This is a genomic window from Pseudomonas rhodesiae (genome assembly GCF_007858255.1).
Lineage (GTDB): Bacteria > Pseudomonadota > Gammaproteobacteria > Pseudomonadales > Pseudomonadaceae > Aquipseudomonas > Aquipseudomonas rhodesiae.
This window is the reverse complement of record NZ_VFEU01000018.1, coordinates 41,509-60,774: the sequence shown is the minus strand read 5'-3', so window position 1 is coordinate 60,774 and position 19,266 is coordinate 41,509. Positions and strand designations below refer to the sequence as shown.

The 19,266-nt window shown below is 63.0% G+C and carries 11 protein-coding genes and 1 pseudogene; all 12 read left to right on the top strand.

The window, feature by feature from the left end; genetic code table 11:
• Window positions 1–4: 4 nt before the first annotated feature.
• The 12 genes and pseudogenes from FIV35_RS21485 to pgaA all read left to right on the top strand — a co-directional run bounded on the left by FIV35_RS21485 (window position 5) and on the right by pgaA (window position 19,257).
• The gene (locus FIV35_RS21485; protein WP_034136399.1) at window positions 5–6,325 is read left to right on the top strand and encodes an Ig-like domain-containing protein; all 6,321 of its coding nucleotides are present in this window, start codon (window positions 5–7) and stop codon (window positions 6,323–6,325) included.
• A 40-nt stretch (window positions 6,326–6,365) separates the two neighbouring features.
• Entirely contained in the window at window positions 6,366–7,880 is a 1,515-nt protein-coding gene (locus FIV35_RS21480) for a TolC family protein (RefSeq protein WP_034136400.1), read from the top strand.
• A pseudogene (gene cysC / locus FIV35_RS21475) lies at window positions 7,864–8,439 on the top strand (adenylyl-sulfate kinase); the annotation flags it as partial. The gene FIV35_RS21480 and the pseudogene cysC, both read left to right, overlap by 17 nt.
• A gap of 45 nt (window positions 8,440–8,484) precedes the next feature.
• Window positions 8,485–8,730, top strand: coding sequence for a DUF2789 domain-containing protein (locus FIV35_RS29785; RefSeq protein ID WP_173668953.1), 246 nt, complete (start codon window positions 8,485–8,487; stop codon window positions 8,728–8,730).
• A gap of 417 nt (window positions 8,731–9,147) precedes the next feature.
• Complete coding sequence (locus FIV35_RS21470) at window positions 9,148–9,558, top strand: MarR family winged helix-turn-helix transcriptional regulator (RefSeq protein WP_034136401.1); 411 nt, start codon at window positions 9,148–9,150, stop codon at window positions 9,556–9,558.
• Window positions 9,555–11,633, top strand: coding sequence for an FUSC family protein (locus FIV35_RS21465; protein WP_034136402.1), 2,079 nt, complete (start codon window positions 9,555–9,557; stop codon window positions 11,631–11,633). Before FIV35_RS21470 ends, FIV35_RS21465 begins: the two co-directional genes overlap by 4 nt.
• Entirely contained in the window at window positions 11,630–11,839 is a 210-nt protein-coding gene (locus tag FIV35_RS21460) for a DUF1656 domain-containing protein (protein WP_010214247.1), read from the top strand. The genes FIV35_RS21465 and FIV35_RS21460 overlap by 4 nt, the downstream gene beginning before the upstream one ends.
• Window positions 11,836–12,726 carry an efflux RND transporter periplasmic adaptor subunit gene (locus FIV35_RS21455; protein WP_034095266.1) on the top strand — a complete coding sequence of 297 codons (891 nt, stop codon included), beginning with the start codon at window positions 11,836–11,838 and terminating at the stop codon, window positions 12,724–12,726. The genes FIV35_RS21460 and FIV35_RS21455 overlap by 4 nt, the downstream gene beginning before the upstream one ends.
• The gene (locus FIV35_RS21450) at window positions 12,723–14,165 is read left to right on the top strand and encodes an efflux transporter outer membrane subunit (protein WP_034136403.1); all 1,443 of its coding nucleotides are present in this window, start codon (window positions 12,723–12,725) and stop codon (window positions 14,163–14,165) included. The genes FIV35_RS21455 and FIV35_RS21450 overlap by 4 nt, the downstream gene beginning before the upstream one ends.
• A 92-nt stretch (window positions 14,166–14,257) precedes the next feature.
• The gene (locus FIV35_RS21445) at window positions 14,258–14,890 is read left to right on the top strand and encodes a hypothetical protein (protein WP_034136404.1); all 633 of its coding nucleotides are present in this window, start codon (window positions 14,258–14,260) and stop codon (window positions 14,888–14,890) included.
• 147 nt (window positions 14,891–15,037) lie between these two features.
• Entirely contained in the window at window positions 15,038–16,534 is a 1,497-nt protein-coding gene (locus FIV35_RS21440) for a YdgA family protein (protein ID WP_034095269.1), read from the top strand.
• 242 nt (window positions 16,535–16,776) lie between these two features.
• Entirely contained in the window at window positions 16,777–19,257 is a 2,481-nt protein-coding gene (gene pgaA, locus FIV35_RS21435) for a poly-beta-1,6 N-acetyl-D-glucosamine export porin PgaA (protein WP_034136405.1), read from the top strand.
• Window positions 19,258–19,266: the final 9 nt, after the last annotated feature.

Genomic DNA, 19,266 nt, shown 5'->3' with positions numbered 1-19,266 from the left:
CGTCATGTGGTGGAGCAAAGGCAAATCGCGGGTAACCGAGGCTTCTAAGGCCCTGGCATCGCCAATGATCATGTCCCTGGAACCGCGAATGCTGTTCGACGGTGCGGTGGCGGCGACCGTGGCCGAGGTGGCGCAGCCGGACGCGCATGCGCCGGCCGAAGCGGCCAAGCCCCCCACTGCGGAAGAGCCCGCCGACAGCCATGCGCCTCAGGGCCAGGTCGATGCCACCCAGGCTGCGGTGCCCGGCAAGAGCGTGGTGTTCGTCGATTCCCGGGTCAAGGATTCCGCCAGCCTGCTCGAAGGCGTGGCGCCGGGCACCCAAGTGGTGCAACTGGACGGCGGCAAGGACGGTCTGCAGCAAATTGCCGATTACCTGGATTCACACCAGGGTATCAGCTCCGTCCAGATCATCGCCCACGGTAATGCCGGTGATTTGTGGCTGGGCAACAGCTATCTCTCGGCCGATAACGTACAGGCGCGCAGCGAAGTGCTGGCGCAGATCGGTCAGGACATGAACGCCGGAGGGGATATCCTCATCTACGGCTGCTATACCGCCGAAGGCGAGCGTGGATTGAGCCTGGTGGATTCGCTGGCGCAGTTGACCGGCCGCGACGTAGCCGCCTCCAATGACCGCACGGGCCTGGGCGGCGATTGGGATCTGGAAATTGCCACCGGCACCATCGAAAGCACCAGCGCGCTGTCGAGCAAGGCCATGAGTGAGTACCAATGGGGCCTGGCCACCTGGACCGCAACCAACAATCAAAACGCGGGCGTGGGCTCCCTACGCAGCGCCCTGGCTTCCGCGCAGAACGGCGACATCGTCACCTTCAATAACAGCATGACCGTTGCGCTGACCCAGGTGCTGGTGGTCAATAAGAACATCACGATCGATGGAGACATCAATAACGACAACGTTGCCGATGTCACCCTGGATGGGCAGTTCCGAACCCAAATCATCAACGTGACGGCCGGCACCACGGCCACCCTCGACGGCTTGGTGATTACCCGCGGCGTGGTGTCTGGCAACGGCGGTAACGGTGGTGACGATGCGCTGGTGGCCAAGGGGGGCGGGATCAACAACGCCGGCACCCTGACCCTGCGTAACGTCACGGTCACCGCCAACGTGGCGGCGGGCGGTGGTGGGGGTGGGGGTGTGACACCTGAATATGCCGGCGGCGGTGGTGGCGGTGGTGGCGCCCTCGGCGGCGGGATCGGCGGTCGTGGTGGCGACACACTCAACTCCTCAGGCTCCAACGGCTCAGCCAACCAGGGCGGTGCCGGTGGCGGTTTCTTCAATATCGGTGGCCGTGGTGGCAGCACGACCGGCGGTGCCGGCGGCGCCGTCTATGCGGGCTACAGCACCGGCTCCTCCGGCGGCACGGCCTCCAGCGCCGGGCTGTCCATCGGCGGCGGTGGCGGCGGTGATGGCTATAACGATATCGGTGGTGCCGGAGGTGGTGCGGTTGGTGGTATCTATAACGACACGGGCGCCACCCTGCGGGTCATCGGCAATTCGGTCATCTCCAATAACATTGGCGCGGGCGGCGGTGGCGGTGGCGGCGGTGCGGGCGGCGGTTATACCCAAAATGGCGGCGCCGGTGGGGTCGGGGTCGGGGCTATCTGGAACAAGGGCGCGATCCTTTTCACCGCCGCCAATTTCGCGGCGTTGAGTGGCAATGTCGGTGGCAGTGGCACGGGGGGCACGAGCGCAGGCACTGCCGGTGTCTCCCCGGCGTCGGTGAGCAACGTCTACAACGATGGCGGCACCCTCGTCACCAACTATGTACCGGACGAGACGCCGCCAACCGCTACAGTCGTGGTGGCAAACACCAACCTGAACTCCGGCGCTACGTCGTTGGTGACCATCACCTTCTCCGAGGCGGTGACAGGGCTGACCGCAGCCGACCTGACCGTGCAGAACGGCACCGTTGGCCTGTTGACCAGCGGCGATGGTGGCATCACCTGGACCGGCACGCTGACCGCAGCCAGCAATATTGCCGATACCACCAACATCATCACTTTGAACAACACCGGTGTGGCGGACCTGGCCGGTAACGCCGGCGTCGGTACCACCGATTCGAACAATTACGTGATCAACGATACCGTGGCGCCCACGGCGTCCATCGTCGTGGCCGACACGGCCCTCAGAAGCGGCGAAACCTCGTTGGTCACCATCACGTTTTCCGAGGCCGTCACCGGGTTTACCACAGCGGATTTGACCGTGGCCAACGGCACGCTCAGCGGGCTGAGCAGCAGTGACGGCGGTATCACCTGGACCGCGACCCTGACGCCGGACACCGCGATCAGCGATACCAGCAATCTGGTCGTCCTGAACAATGCCGGTGTCACGGACTTGAGTGGCAATGCCGGCGTCGGCACTACCAATTCCAACAACTACGCGATCGACACGGTACTGCCGACCGCCACGATCGTGGTGACCGACACGGCATTGAGCATCGGTGAAACGTCCCAGGTGACGATCACCTTCAACGAAGCCGTGAGCGGTTTCACCGTCGCCGATCTGACGGTGGCCAACGGCGTACTGAGCGGGCTGAGCAGCAGCGACGGGGGCATCACTTGGACCGCCACGCTGACCCCTAGCGCTAGCGCCACGGATGCCACCAACCTCATCACCCTGAACAATACCGGCGTGAGCGATCTCGCTGGCAACATAGGCACAGGTACCACTGACTCCAACAATTACGCCATCGACACCCTGCGCCCGACGGCCACCATCGTGGTTGCCGACAACGCGCTGTCCATCGGCGAAACGTCCCAGGTGACGATCACCTTCAGCGAAGCCGTGAGCGGTTTCACCCTGGCTGATCTGGCTGTCGCCAATGGTGCCCTGAGCGGACTGAGCAGCAGCGATGGCGGTATCACCTGGACCGCCACGTTGACCCCTAGCGCCAGCACCACGGATGCCACCAACCTGATTGTCCTGGCCAACACCGGCGTGCTCGATCTGGCCGGCAACTCTGGCAGCGGTACCACCAGTTCCAACAACTATGCCGTCGACACCGCGCGCCCAACCGCCACGATCGTCGTCTCTGATAACGGCTTGAGGATCGGCGAAACTTCCCTGGTGACCATTACCTTCAGCGAAGCGGTGAGCGGTTTTACCAGTGCCGATCTGACGGTCGCCAACGGCACCCTGACCGGGCTGAGCAGCGGTGACGGCGGCATCACCTGGACCGCGACTCTTACCCCGAACGCCAGCATCAGCGACAGCACTAATCTGATCACTCTGGATAACACTGGTGTGTCTGATGCCGCCGGTAACGCCGGTAGCGGCACCACCGACTCCAACAACTATGCCATCGATACCGTGCGCCCCACCGCCACCGTGGTCATCGCCGACAGCGCTGTTGCTTTGGGCGAAACCTCGGTGGTGACCATCACCTTCAGCGAGGCGGTGACTGGCTTTACGCTGGCGGACCTGACAGTTACCAACGGCAGCCTGAGCGGGCTGAGCACCAGCGACAACATCACTTATACCGCGACCTTCACCCCGAGCGTGGGCGTGAGCGATACCAGCAACCTGATCACCTTGGATAACACTGGCGTGACGGACGGCGCCGGTAATGCCGGCAGTGGTACCACCGATTCCAACAACTACACCGTCGACACGCTGCGCCCCACCGCGACCATCGTGGTCGCTGACACCGCACTGAGCGTCGGCGAAACCTCGCTGGTGACCATCACCTTCAGTGAGGCGGTCACTGGGTTCGACAATTCTGACCTGAGTGTGGCCAACGGCACCCTCAGCGCCGTCAGCAGCAGCGATGGCGGTATCACCTGGACCGCTACGTTCACCCCGAACCTGGGCGTCAGCGACACCTCCAACGTCATCGTGCTGAACAACACCGGTGTCTCGGATGCTGCGGGCAATACCGGCAGCGGCACGACCAACTCCAATAACTACCAGATCGACACCAACGTCCCGACCGCGACTATCGTGGTTGCCGATACTACGCTGGGGATCGGCCAGACGAGCCTGGTGACCATCACCTTCAATTCGGCAGTGAGCGGTTTCGATAACGCCGACCTGACGATCAACAACGGCACCCTGAGCACTGTCAGCAGCAGCGACGGCGGCGTGACCTGGACAGCGACGTTTACCCCGAGCGCGAGCATTTCCGATAGCAGCAACGTGATCACGTTGGACAATACCGGCTTGATCAACGGCGCCGGCAATGCCGGCGTCGGCACCACCGACTCCAACAACTACGTGGTCGATACGGTGCGCCCTACCGCGACCATCGTGGTGGCCGATACAGCCTTGGCCGTCGGCGAAACCTCACTGGTGACGATCACCTTCAGCGAGGCCATCGTCGGCTTCTCCAATGCTGACCTGAACGTGGCCAACGGCACTCTCAGCGGGCTGAGCAGCAATGACGGTGGCATCACTTGGACCGCGACCTTGACCCCGTCGGCAGGCGTCAGCGATACCAGCAATGTCATCACCTTGACCAACGGCGGCATCGCCGACCTGGCCGGCAACGTTGGCAGCGGCACCACCGATTCCAACAACTACGCCCTCGATACCCAGCGCCCGAGCGCTACCATCGTGCTCAGCGATTCGACATTGAGACCAGGCGAGACCGCGCAGGTGACGATCACCTTCAGCGAGGCCGTCAGTGGCTTCGACAATTCCGACCTGACCATCGTCAACGGCAGCTTGAGCGCCGTCAGCAGCAGCGATGGCGGCCTGACCTGGACCGCGACGTTTACCCCGGACCCAGGCGTCTCCGACACCACCAACCTGATCACCTTGGATAACACCGGCGTGAGCGACGCCGCCGGCAACACAGGGGCAGGCGCCACCGACTCGGCCAACTTTATGATCGAAACACGGGTGCCGACGGCGACGGTGGTGGTGGCCGACAGCGCACTCAAGGTCGGTGAGACCTCCCTGGTAACCATCACTTTCTCGGAAGCGGTCAGTGGTTTCGACAATGCCGATCTGCTGGTGAATAACGGTACTCTCAGCGCCGTCTCATCCTCCGATGGCGGTGTGACTTGGACGGCAACCTTCACCCCGAACGCGGGCATTACCGACACCAGCAACCTGATCAGCCTGGATACCAGTGGCGTGGTCAACGTCTCAGGCAATGCAGGTAGCGGTACGGTGAACTCCAACAGTTTTGCCATCGATACAGTGCGCCCTGGCGCGACGATTACCCTGGGTGACACCCGCCTGGGCATCGGCCAGACCACTGTCGTGACCATCCGCTTTACCGAGGCGGTCAGCGGTTTCGATCTGTCGGATTTGAGTGTGGCCAATGCTGTGCTGTCCGACCTCGCCAGCACTGACGGCGGCCTGACCTGGACGGCCACCTTGACGCCCACGGCGGGCGTCAGCGATGCCACTAACCTGATCCTGCTGGACGCAAGTACTGTCCAGGACCTGGCCGGCAATGTCGGGGCGGGTATTGCGATCTCCAGCAACTATGCCCTCGACGCCACCCGGCCAACCGCAACCATCGTGGTTGCCGATCCGAACCTGACAGTAGGCGAGACAACGCAGGTCGTCATCACCTTCAGCGAGGCGGTAAGTAATTTCGACCTGTCGGACCTGAGTGTCACCAATGGGGAGTTGACCAATCTGGTCAGCAGCGACGGTGGTCTGACCTGGACCGCGACGTTCACGCCGACCGCCAACCTTACCGATCCGAGCAACTTTATCGCCCTGGACACCGCCAACCTCACTGACCTGGCGGGCAACGCCGGGGTAAGCGTGGCCGTGTCCAACAACTATGCGATCGATACCGTGGTACCCAACGATGTGAAACCGCCGCCGGACTTCCTCACCGCAGACCCTGTGACGGTGGTTGCGCCATCCGAGGTGCCGTTACAACCGGTCGTCATTGCGTCACCCAGGGGCGATCTCGGCTCGCCGCTGGGCTTCCCGCCGCTGTTCGAGCAGCGGGACGTTGGCGGTGACCTCAAACCGATCGGCAGTATTTTCATCAGCCGGGGCCAGTTGGCACCGAGCTATATCGCCCAGGTGTTCGGCAACGACACCGCCGGCGATGGCTCGGGCCAAGGTTTCCTGGGGTTTGGTGGGGGCGATGGTGGGGTATTCGGCAGCAGCACGTTGTCGGGCGTGTTCAACCGCGACGCCGGTTCCGAGGACCATTCCTTGAACACTTTCGGCAGCCAATCAATGCAGAGTCGAGACCTTACCCAAGGGCTGCGCGGCCTGTTCGGCGCGCCGACGCTGGGTCAGCAACTGCAACACCTCAAAGACACCGAGCAGCGTCAGGTCGATAACCTGGCGATGGCTTTACGACAGGCCGGCATCAGCGAAGTGCAGGCTTGAAAACTTCAAGAAAAGAACCGCAGTCAGGGGCAAGTCAGGGATGAATAGAGGTCAGAAGTTATTCGGAATGAGTCTGCTGGCGTTGGTTGTCAGCGGTTGCGCAGTCACCAGTGACCCCATCGAGCGCAGCGTCAGCGAGCAACGCGCGCGCAGCGATCTACATGGCATGTACAAGGATCAGGAACCGTTGAGCGGCCCGCTGACCCTGCACGAGGCCATGGCCCGTGCGGTCAAGTACAACCTCGAAGGCCGTTTGAAGGTGATGGAAGAGGCGCTGGCCAAGCGTCAATCCGACCTGTCCAGTTTCGACATGCTGCCGCGCATGGCCCTATCCGCTGGCTATGCCGGGCGTAACAACACCAACGCCTCCAGCAGCCAGAGTGTGCTCACCGGCACCCAGTCCCTGGAACCCTCGACCTCCCAGGACCGCGACCGTCGCGTGGCCGACCTGACCATGGTGTGGAACGTGCTCGACTTCGGCGTGAGTTACATCAGCGCCAAGCAGCAGGGCGATCAGCGCCTGATCATCCAGGAACGTCGACGCAAGGTGGTCAACACCATCGTGCAGGACGTGCGTTCCGCCTACTGGCGCGCGGTGGCCGCCGAGCGTCTGCTGACCCAGATCGACAGCCTCATGACCCGTGTCGACCAGGCCCAGGCCAATAGCCAGAGCATGAGCGAACAGCGTATCGGCGACCCGGTCCAGGCGCTCGGCTATCAGCGTGCGTTGATCGAAGCCACGCGCCAGTTGCAAGAGCAGCGCCGCGCCCTGTCGTTGGCCAAGACCGAGCTGTCGACCCTGATCAATCTGCCCATGGGCACCGAGCTGAAACTGGCCACGCCCGATGACTACAGCGTTCCTCAGCTCAAGGTGAACCTGGCCAGCCTGGAGCAGGAAGCCCTGGCCAACCGCCCGGAACTGCGCGAGCAGGATTACCAGACCCGCATCAGCGCCGCCGAAACCCGTAAAGCCATGCTGCGCTTGCTGCCGGGGCTGGAGTTTTCGGCCGGCGGGCATTACGACAGCAACTCGTTTCTAGTGGACAACCGCTGGGCCGACTACGGCGCCAAGGTCACCTGGAACCTGTTCAATGTGATCTCCGCCCCGGCGGCCATCGACGTGGCCAAGGCCGGTGAAGAAGTCGCCACCGCCCGGCGCCAGGCGATGTCGATTGCCGTGCTCGCGCAACTCTATGTGGCCAACGCCAACTATCAGGACGCGGTGCGCCAGTTCAAAACCAGCGAACAACTTGCCGATATCGACGGGCAAATCCTCGGTCAATTGCGCAACCGTCATGAGGCCGCCGGGATCGGTGAGCTGGACCTGATCCAGGGCGAACTCAACACCTTGCAGGCCGACCTGCGCCGCGACCTGGCCTACGCCGATCTGCGCAACGCCTACGGGCAGATCTTCGCCAGCGCCGGTCTCGACCCGCTGCCGGAGCAACTGGACTCCGACCGCGTGCAAAGCATCGCCAGCGCCCTGGCCAGCCGCGAGTCGGCTTGGGCGGCGGGCAATATCGCTGCACCAGTGCCCCGTGCCGTCGCTCAATAACCTGGTAGCGCCGACGGCGAGCATCACGCGCCGTCACCGCGAAGCGCGCAATGGGCATCGCGGCGTGGCGATCCTGCTCACCGGCCTGCCGGCGTCGGGTAAGTCCACCTTGGCCCAGGGCCTGCAAGCCGCCTTGTTCGAACAGGGCCGACAGACCCTGGTACTCGACGGCGATACCCTGCGCGGCGGCCTCAATCGAGACCTGGGTTTTTCCGATAAGGACCGCCTGGAAAACATCCGTCGCGCCAGCGAACTGGCGGCTCTGCTGGTGGACAACGGGCAGATTGTGATCCTGGCAATGATTGCGCCGCTGACGGACCTGCGCGCGGTGTTTGCCGAACGCCTCGGTGACGATTATCGCGAAGTGTGGTGCAGTGCCTCACTGGCAGTGTGCGAAAGCCGCGACCCCAAGGGGCACTACGCCCGTGCGCGTAACGGCGAGTTGCCGGGGTTTACCGGCATCGGCTCCCCCTATGAACCGCCGCCCCTGGCATCGCTGGTGTTGGACACCGGCGTGCTGTCGGTGCAGCAGGGCGTCGAGCGATTACTGGCCTGGCTGGTGCCTGAACTAGACTCTGGGTATTCATCTTCTCAGGAGCCCACCATGGAATCGCCCGTGCACAGCTTGCCGTCGCTGTTCAAACAGCTTGGACTGCCGGATGACCCGGTCAGTATTAATCAGTTTGTGACCGCCCACTCACCACTCAAGCCGGATTTGAAGTTGGCAGAGGCGTTTTTCTGGACAGACAGCCAGAAAGCATTTTTGCGTGAGGAAATCTTGGACGATGCGGATTGGACGGAGGTGGTGGATGAGTTGAATCTGATGTTGCGGGATGGCCGAGGGGTGTAAAAAAATCTTTTGAAAATTGTGTTTTCGTAAAAAAAAGGTGAGCAGTAGAAAAATCTGGGCGCTAATCGCCTGGGTTATTTTTTCTTGGGGGATTCACCTTGGCGAGAGTCGGATATGCCCATCACTCGAATCGGCAGCGCCACCTGGATGGCGAGGCCGCATAACAATCCTGAAGCTGACACCGATCCAAATGTGGGAGGGGGCTTGCCCCCGATTACGGTGTGCCAGTAACAGCTTGTTTGCCTGATCCACTGCTATCGGGCGCGCGCCCCCTCTCACCTGTGTCATGCACTCACCCTCCATCCATCGCTAAATTGTTTCAAAACTTGACGCAATTCGATCCCTTCGCCATATTGATAGTTAGCAAACTAACTGTATGCGAACTATCCAGTGCCTCAATCCCTCGAACAACTCCAGATGAACCTCAGCAGCAGCATGGTGGTGGGCGCCCGTCATTGGCGCAAAATCTGCCAGAGCACGCTGGTGAGCTACGGTATTTCCGAAGCCTGCGCCGTGCCGTTGTTGATGATCGGCCGTTTGGGCGACGGTGTGCATCAGGTCAAGGTCGCCCATGCGTCGGGGATGGAAAGCCCGTCCCTGGTGCGCCTGCTCGACCAGCTGTGCAACGGCGGCTATGTGTGCCGCACCGAAGACGTCCACGACCGCCGCGCCAAGGCCTTGAGCCTCACCGAACGTGGTCGCGAACTGGTGCAGGCGGTGGAGGCGCAACTGGTGCGCCTGCGCAAAGATGTGCTGGCGGATATCGCGCCCGCCGATATGGAGGCGGCCCTGCGGGTGTTGCGCGCCTTTGAGGCGGCGACGCTTTGAACGGATTTTTCACCGGTTTCCCGCCCGCCCGCGACTGGTTCTACGGCGTACGCACCTTCGCGGCGTCGATGATCGCCCTGTATATCGCCATGCTGATGCAGATGCCCCGTCCGTATTGGGCAATGGCCACGGTGTATATCGTTTCCAGCCCGTTTGTCGGCCCCACCAGTTCCAAAGCGCTGTACCGCGCCATCGGCACCTTGATGGGGGCGGCGGCGGCGGTGTTTTTTGTGCCGATGTTCGTGCAATCGCCGTACATCCTGGTGGTGGTGATCGCGCTGTGGACGGGCACCTTGCTGTTTCTGTCCATGCACCTGCGCACGGCCAACAACTACGCGCTGATGCTGGCCGGCTACACCTTGCCGTTGATTGCCCTGCCGGTAGTGGATAACCCACTGGCCGTGTGGGACGTGGCCGAAGCGCGTACCGAAGAAATCTTCCTCGGCATTGTGGTGGCCGCCGTGGTCGGCGCGATGTTCTGGCCACGACGCCTGGCGCCGGTGTTCGACGGTTCGGTGGCCAAGTGGTTTGCCGATGCGCAGGTCTACAGCCAGCGGTTCCTGACGCGCACGGTGCAGCCTGACGAAATCAGCACGTTGCGCGGCGGCATGGTCGCCACCTTCAACACCCTGGAATTGATGATCGGCCAGTTGCCCCACGAAGGCGCGCGTCCACAGACGGTGCGCAATACCAAAGAACTGCGCGGGCGCATGATCCACCTGCTGCCGGTGGTGGAGGAGCTGGATGACGCGCTGTACGCCGTCGAACAGCGCGCGCCGCAGTTTCTCGAACGCCTCAAGCCGCTGCTGGACGCCACCGCCCAGTGGCTGCAAAGCAGTGCCGAAAATCCGTCCCTGGACAGTTGGTGTGCCCTGCGTGACCAGATCGAAGCCCAACAGCCCAAGGGCGACGCGCTGGATGATCGCCACACCTTGCTGTTTTCCAACGCGCTGTACCGCCTCGGCGAATGGGTCGACCTGTGGCAGGACTGCCGCAGCCTGCAAACCGCCATCCACTGCGAGAGCCAGGACACCTGGCGCGCCGTCTATCGCCACTGGCGCTTGGGCCGGCTCACGCCGTTCCTCGACCGTGGCCTGATGTTCTACTCGGCGTTTTCCACCGTCACCGCGATTATCGTCGCCTCGGTGCTGTGGATTCTGCTGGGCTGGACCGACGGCGGCAGCGCGGTGATCCTGGCCGCCGTCGCGTGCAGTTTCTTCGCCTCGATGGACGACCCCGCGCCGCAGATCTACCGGTTCTTTTTCTGGACGGCGATGTCGGTGCTGTTTGCCAGCCTCTATCTGTTTTTGGTGCTGCCCAACCTGCACGACTTTCCGATGCTGGTGCTGGCGTTCGCGGTGCCGTTTATCTGCATCGGCACGCTGACCGTGCAGCCGCGCTTCTACCTGGGCATGCTGCTGACGCTGGTTAACACCTCGTCGTTCATCAGCATCCAGGGCGCCTACGACGCCGACTTCCTCAACTTCGCCAACGTCAACCTGGCCGGGCCCGTGGGACTGCTTTTCGCATTTGTGTGGACGCTGATTGCGCGCCCGTTCGGCGCCGAACTGGCGGCCAAGCGCCTGACGCGCTTCAGTTGGCACGACATCGTCGGCCTGACCGAGCCGGCGACCCTGGCCGAGCACCGGCACCTGGCCGTGCAGATGCTCGACCGTTTGATGCAGCACCTGCCGCGTCTGGCCCTGACCAATCAGGACACCGGCATTGCCCTGCGCGATTTGCGCGTGGCGCTCAACCTGTTGGACCTGCTGGCCTACTCGCCGCGCATCCTCGGCGTGCCGCGTGTGCTGCTCAACCAAGTGGTGGAGGGTGTGGGCGGTTACTTCAAGGCGTGCCTGAAAGCGGGTGAACGCTTGCCCGCGCCAAGCGGTCTGCTGATGACCCTCGATCGCACGCGCCGCGCCCTTAACGGCCAGGGCCTGCAAGGCGAAGACGACACCCGCCTGCATTTGCTGCATGCGCTGGCCGGCCTGCGTCTGGCGTTGTTGCCCGGCGTGGAATTCATTGGCGGCACGGAGATGCAAGCGCCGCTACCCGATGGAGCGCCTTTATGATCGGTGATCTGGATATCAGCGGGGTGTTCCTGCCCACGCTGCTGGTGCTGATGGGCATTACGTACGTGCTATTTCTGGTGGTGCATGGGTTGTTGACCCGTCTCCACTTCTATCGCCTGGTCTGGCACCGGGCATTGTTCAATGTGGGGCTCTACGCGCTGTTGCTGGGCGCGGTGGACTCACTCAGTCGATACCTGATGACATGAAAAAACCGTTTTTGACTATTGGCCGTGTGGTCCTGACGCTGCTGATCGTGAGTTTTGCGGTCGTGGTGGTGTGGCGCATGGTCATGTACTACATGTTTGCGCCGTGGACCCGTGACGGCCATATCCGTGCCGACATCGTGCAGATCGCCCCGGACGTGTCCGGGCTGATCCAGCGCGTGGACGTGCACGACAACCAACTGGTGAGCAAAGGCCAGGTGCTGTTTGCCGTCGACCAGGACCGCTTCAAGCTGGCCCTGCGTCAGGCCCAGGCCGCCGTGGCCGACCGCCAGGAAACCCTGGCCCAGGCCCAGCGCGAATATAAGCGCAACCGTGGCCTGGGCAACCTGGTGCCCAGCGAGCAATTGGAAGAAAGCCAGTCTCGCGTGGCCCGCGCCCAATCGGCCCTGGCCGAAGCCCAGGTAACGGTGGACTCGGCGCAGCTCAACCTCGACCGCTCGGTAATTCGCAGCCCCGTGGACGGCTACGTCAACGACCGCGCGCCGCGCACTCAGGAGTTCGTCACCGCTGGGCGCCCGGTGCTGTCGGTGGTGGACAGCAACTCGTTCCATATCGACGGTTATTTCGAAGAGACCAAGCTCGACGGCATCCACGTCGGCATGGGGGTGGACATCCGCGTGATCGGCGACAACGCCCGCTTGCATGGGCACGTGCAAAGCATCGTCGCCGGCATCGAAGACCGCGACCGCAGCAGCGGCTCCAACCTGTTGCCCAACGTCAACCCGGCGTTTAGCTGGGTGCGCCTGGCCCAGCGCATTCCGGTGCGCATTGCCTTTGATGAGGTGCCGGCGGACTTTCGCATGATCGCCGGACGTACCGCCACGGTGTCGATCATTGACGACTCGACCAAGGCCGGAGCCCGGCCATGAAACAGTTGTTAGCCATCGTTGCCCTGGGTTCTTTGCTGTCGGCCTGTCAGATGGTCGGCCCGGATTACCAGGTGCCGGACACCGCCGCGGTCAAGCGCGGCGATCTGCAAGGGCAACTGCCGTCCGATGGCAAGAACGTGGTGTCGGCGCCGGTGCCGACGGATTGGTGGAAGCTCTACAACGACCCGCGTCTGGATGAACTGGTGCGCCAGGCCATGGCCTCCAACACCGACCTGCGGGTGGCTGCGGCCAACCTGCAACGCGCGCGCTATCAAGTGCAGCAGGCCGAATCCGCCGGCGGTTGGAGTGCCGGCGCCAAGGCCGAGGCCCAACGCTTGCAGGAATCCGGCGAAGCCTTCCTGCTGTCGGAAAAAGTCCCGGTGGGTAACATCGGCAGCGTGGGCATCACCACGTCGTATCAATTCGACCTGTTCGGCACCTTGCAACGCGGCATCGAAAGCGCCCAGGCCAGCGCCGACGCCACCCAGGCCGCCGCCGACATCGCGCGCATCACCCTGGTGGCCGACGTGGTGCGCTCCTACACGCAAATCTGTGCGGCGAATGAAGAACTGGCGATTGCCAACCGTTCCCTGGAACTGCAAGCGCAAAGCACCACGCTGACCCAGCGCCTACGCGATGCCGGCCGGGGCGATGAAACCCAGGTGACGCGCTCGCAAACCCAATACAAATCCCTGCGCGCCGAGATGCCGCGCTACCAGGCGGCGCGTCAGGCGGGGCTCTATCGCTTGTCGATGCTGCTGGCCAAACCCCTGGAGCAACTGCCGGCGGGCACCGGTGATTGCGCCGAGTTGCCGCACATCGCCCAATTGCTGCCGGTGGGCGACGGTGCCACATTGCTCAAGCGCCGCCCCGACGTGCGCCAGGCCGAACGCCAACTGGCCGCCGCCACCGCGCGCATCGGCGTGGCTACCGGCGCCCTGTACCCGGACATCGCCATCGGCGCCAGCGTCGGCACCGTGGGCCTGCTCGATAACCTCGGCCAACCGGCGACCAACCGCTGGGGCTTTGGCCCGATGATCAGTTGGACCGTGCCGACCAACGGCGCCCGCGCGCGTATCCATGAAGCCGAAGCCGCCACCCAGGGGGCGTTGGCGCATTTCGATGGGGTGGTGCTCAACGCGATCCGCGAAACCCAGACCGGCCTGGCCCAGTACACCGCCGTGCTGCAGCGCCGCGACGCATTGGCCGAGGCCGAGCAATCGGCGCAGCAGGCAGCGGACCAGACCCACCGCTTCTTCCAGGCCGGTCGCGCCTCGTTCCTGGCCGACCTGCAGGCCACGCGCACTTACACCGAGATGCGTGCTCAACTGGCGGCGGCCAACACTCAGGTCGCCATGAGCCAGATCGACCTGTTCCTGGCCCTGGGCGGCGGCTGGGAAAGCGGACGAACGCAAGCGTCGGCGTCCAGCAAACCCTGAGCGAATAGCTATGCTTTGACAGGCGGGCGCCGTGGCTTTCGAGCCAGGCGCACGCCTGACACTGCTCGCGTTTGCTCATGGGGATTCCAATAATGAAAAACCCTTATGCTCCCGCTTTCTGGTGCGTGCTCTTCGCACTGGTGCTGTTATCGGCCGCGTATTTCTATGGCGTCATGCTTTCCCACCAACTCGACAAGGCCATGGTGTTTCTCGACAGCGCCTGCCTGGTGATCGGCACTTTGTCCATCGGCGTGGTGGCCTGGGCGTCCTACCAGAATCAACGCATCAAGAAAAAACTCCTCGAACAAGGCAAGACCCGCGTGGCCATCTGGGACACCAAGGTCGCACTGCGCCGCGTCGAAACCGTATTCGACCGCTATTTCTGGGGCAGCTACTGGCAGCCGGGGCGCACCTTCCAGGAAGTGATGGGCGACCTGACGGGCACGCCGTTGGAAAAAAGCCTCGAAACCCTGAAAAAACAGTGCGTGGTGCTCGACAAGCAGGTCGCCGAAGGTCGGCATTGGCTCAATAACGCGCGGGAATTGTCCGACGTCGCCACGCAGATGGCCCGCGAGCGCTACCAGCTGGACTTCTGCGACCCCAAGGCCGACACCCCCGGCAACGCCGTGATCCACCGCGAGTTCGAGGTGCTGGTGTACACCTGGACGGCACGCTTGAAGAGCTTCGATCACCAGCTCGATGAAATCGAATTGGAGTATTCGTGAACCAGTAGCGATCTGATGCCTCTGAAAGGTTGCGCCGTTTAAGGCCGCCAGTGCTAATCTTCCCCCCGTTTTCGGCGGGCTTGAGCCAACCCTTGCAGGGTTCAAGGAAGACAGCCCACTTCTCACAGGATTTGATCAGGTCACTTCATGAATAAGCCAGCAGTCGTTCTTTTGGGTTTTGTTGTCGCCGTGGGCGTCGTCAGTGCAGGCGGCGCCTGGTACACCGGTAAGCAGTTGGAGCCGGTGTTGCAGACCGCGATCCAAAACGCCAACAAGGAACTGCAAACCTCCATGGCCGGCGTCGACGGCAGCGTCGCCCTGGAACTGGTGTCCCTGGAGCGCGGTGTGTTCAGCAGCACCGCGCACTACCGCTTGAAGGCGCAAGGTCCGGTGTTCGGCGAAGAAAACCCGAACCCGGAGCTGCTGTTCGTCGACCATATCGAACACGGCCCGTTGCCGTTCTCGCGTCTGGTCACGCTTAAATGGCTGCCGGTCATGGCCACCAGTCACTACGAGCTGGAAAAGAACGCCACCACCGAGAAGTGGTTCGCTGCCGCCAAAGACGCTTCGCCGCTCAAGGGCGTGGCCAATATCGGCTATACCCGCGCGGTCAACGGCAATGTCGAACTGCTGCCCCTGGAGTTCAAGGACGATAAGTCCTCGGTGAGCTTCTCCGGCGCCAACCTGAATTTCGATGGCACCGCCGAAGGCCAGAAAGTCAAAGCCGACGGTTTTATGAACAGCCTCAAGGTCGCCGCCGTGGACGCCCAGGGCGCGCCGTTCGAAGCCGAACTGGCCGGCCTGACCGTGGCCAGCAACCTGGCCAAGTCCACCTTCGGTTTCTACACCGGGCAGAACACCGTGGAGCTGACGGACGCCAAGTTCACCGTCGGCGTGCAGAAAGACGTGATCTCGCTCAAAGGCTTTGAGCAGAAAGACTCCAGCGAAACCACAGACAACAACCTGGCCGGCCGCGTCGACTACAAAATCGACGAGATCGGCTACAAGGGCAAACCCGTCGGCTCGGCCGCCATGGCGCTGAGTATGAAAAACGTCGACGTCCCGGCCATGCTGGTGCTGACCAAGCTCTACCAAGACAAGATGCAGCCGGTGCAAGCCGCGGCCGCCGCTGGCGAGCCCGTGCCTGAACTGCAATTGACCGAAGCCGAGCAGACCCTGGCCGAAGCCAACGTCAACCAACTGTTGGCCGCCAAGCCGCAACTGGCGGTGGAAAACCTGTCGCTGAAAACCACCCATGGCGAAAGCAAGTTCAGCCTGGTGGTGGACCTGGCCAAACCGGCGTCGATGGAATTGCCGCCGGTTGAACTGGGCAAGCAGATGGTGTCGCTGCTGGACGCCAACCTGACCCTGTCCAAGCCAATGATCGCCGATGTGTCCGCCCTGCAAGCCCAGGCCGGCGGCCTGACCGACCCGAAAGCCATCGAGCAGCAAGCGCAGATGGCCGCCGAGATGGTCAGCGGTATGGCCGTGGGTACACAACTGGCGACCCTGGTGGGCAGCGATGTGGTGTCCAAACTGCACTACGCCAACAATGAAGTGACCTTCAACGGCCAGAAGATGACCGTCGAGCAGTTCATCGGCTTTGTGATGTCCAAAGTCGGCGCGGTCAGCGGCGCGCAATAATCGCCTCACGTGTGGCAAGGGCGCTTGCTCCCTTGCCACAAGCGGCGCTGCTTCGCGGGCCGCGCGTAAATCCCCCTTCTTCATCCAATTCTGAACAATTGTTCTGATTTGCGCTTTTACCCACCGCCCTCGGCGATAGTGACCACAGGAAAGCTAGGCCGGGTCATGAGACGTCGGCACCCTGAAGCGAATTGCTCAGGACCACCTATCGTTACAGCTTTCCCTGTAAGGAAGCTCACGATATGTTGCCAAACCCACCACTCAGTGCATCAGGCCGGTTGCGACTGCTTATCGGGGTCGCCTTGTGCAGCCAATTGCTGATGCCTGCTTTTGCCCTGGCCGATCCGGCCTATGACGCGCTGATTATTCAGGCGCGCAACGGCAACTTCACCCCCGCCCTTACGCAATTGCGCCAGTTGTCCGCCGAGCGCCAGACGCCTGGCCAGGTCAGCGATCACCTGGTGATTGCCGGTTGGGCCGGCCAGGACGCCGAAGTGCTGCAGGTCTACGAGGCCCAGGGCAAGCATCGCAACCTCAGCACCCAAGCGCTGGCCACGGTGGCGCGCACCTATCGAAATCAGAAACAGTGGGCCCAGGCCGAGGCGGTGTACCGTCAGGCGTTGCTGCGCGAACCGAACAACATCGACCTGCAACTGGGCCTGGCCCTTACCCAGGCCGATGGCGGCAAGGCTAACGAAGCGGTGCAGAGTACCCGTGCATTGGTGGCCGCCAAGCCTGACGACCCCAACCGCCGCATGGCCCTGGGTTATGCGCTGACCCGTGCCGGCTTGAATTACGACGCGCTGTTCGAATTCGATCAGGCGTTTATGCGTGCCGGCGATAAGCCGGAAGTTGCCCGCGAATACATCATCGCTCTGCAAAAGGCCCGCTTGCCGGAAGCCGCGCTGCGTCTGTCGGCCCAGCGTCCGGGCCTGCTGGATGCGGTTACCCAACGCCGCCTGGAAGGCGATCTGGCCGCCGAGCGTGTGCGCATGGCCGAGTTCGCCACCCGCAGTGAACAAGAGCGCTACGTGATCGCCGACCGTGCGCTGCAGGCGTACGACAACCTGCTCGCACGCTGGACCCCCGACGCCAGCGCCCACGATGACGTGGTGCGCTGGCGCATCGACCGCCTGGGCGCTCTCAAGGCTCGGGCGCGCACGGCGGATGTGGTGCGCGAATACGAAACCTTGACTCGCGAAGGCGTGCAATTGCCCACCTACGCGGTGCGTTGGGTGGCGGCGTCCTACCTGGACCAACGCCAGCCGGAAAAGGCCGAGCCGCTGTACCGTCAGGCCCTGAGCGCCGCCGATGCCGAACCGGATGATCGCGTCGAAGACACCACCGCCTTGTTTTATGCCCTGCAAGAGAGCGATCAGGGCGAACAAGCCCGCGAAGTCGCTAGCAGCCTCGCCAACAGCCAAAAACCTCGGGTCGAACTCAAGGGCCTGCCGATTGGCAACCCCAACGATTCATGGATGGACGCCCAGCAACTGGCCGCTCAGTCCGGCGTCTACGGCGGCGACCTGCCGGGCAGCGAAGCCAGCCTGGAAGCGTTGGTGGCCAAGGCCCCAGGCAACGTCGGCTTGCGCCTGGCCCAGGCCGACATGTACCGCGCCCGCGACCTGCCGCGCCGCGCCGAAGGCATTCTGAAAGAAACCGAAGCCCAGGCCCCGCGCGACATCGGCCTGGAAGTGTCCCAGGCTTACACCGCCATGGACCTGCAGGAGTGGCGCCAGCTCGACGTGCTCACCGACGACGTGGTCGCGCGCAACCCCGACAGTCGCCAGGTGCAGCGCCTCAACCGCTTGCGCAATGTGCACGACATGGCCGAATTGCGCGTTGAAGCCTACACCGGCAAAAGCTACGGCGGCGGCAACAACAGCGATGCCGGCGCAGTGGCCGGCAGCCGTGACTGGGGCATCGAGAGCGTGATCTACACCCCGCCCATCGACGAAGACTGGCGCCTGTTCGCCGGTGCTGGTTACGCCACCGCCGACTTTGAAGAAGGCACCGGCCACCACCGTTGGCAGCGCGTCGGCGTGGAGCGACGCACCCGTGACCTGACCCTGGAAGCCGAGGTGTCCAACCACTCCTACGGCTTTGGTTCCAAACAGGGCGCCCGCGTAGCGTTTGCCTATGACCTCAACGATCACTGGCAATACGGCGGCAGCCTCGACTACCTCGCCGCCACCACGCCGTTGCGCGCGTTGAATGCCGACATCACCGCCAATGGCGGCAGCGGGTTTATCCGCTGGCGCGCCAATGAAAGCCGCGAGTGGAAGTTGTCCGTCAGCCCCTCCCACTTCAGTGACGGCAACGACCGCGTCGAAGCCCTGCTCGCCGGCCGCGAGGGCCTCTACAGCTCGCCGAAGGTGCAAGTGGACCTGGGCCTGGAAGTCGCCACCAGCCGCAACAGCAAGGAAGACACGGTGTACTTCAACCCGAAGTCGGACTTCAGCGTGTTGCCCACCGTCAACGTCAACCATGTGCTCTACCACCGCTACGAGACCCAGTGGAGTCAGCAGTTCCAAGTCGGTGCGGGTACGTACAGCCAGCGTGATTATTCCACCGGCGGCGTCGGCCTGATCGGCTATGGCCAACGCTTTCGCTGGAACGATGTACTGGAAGTCGGCGCCAACCTGAGCCTGATCAGCCGACCTTACGACGGTGATCGCGAACGCGATCTGCGCCTGCTCGTCGACCTCACTTACCGTTTCTAAAAGAGCCTG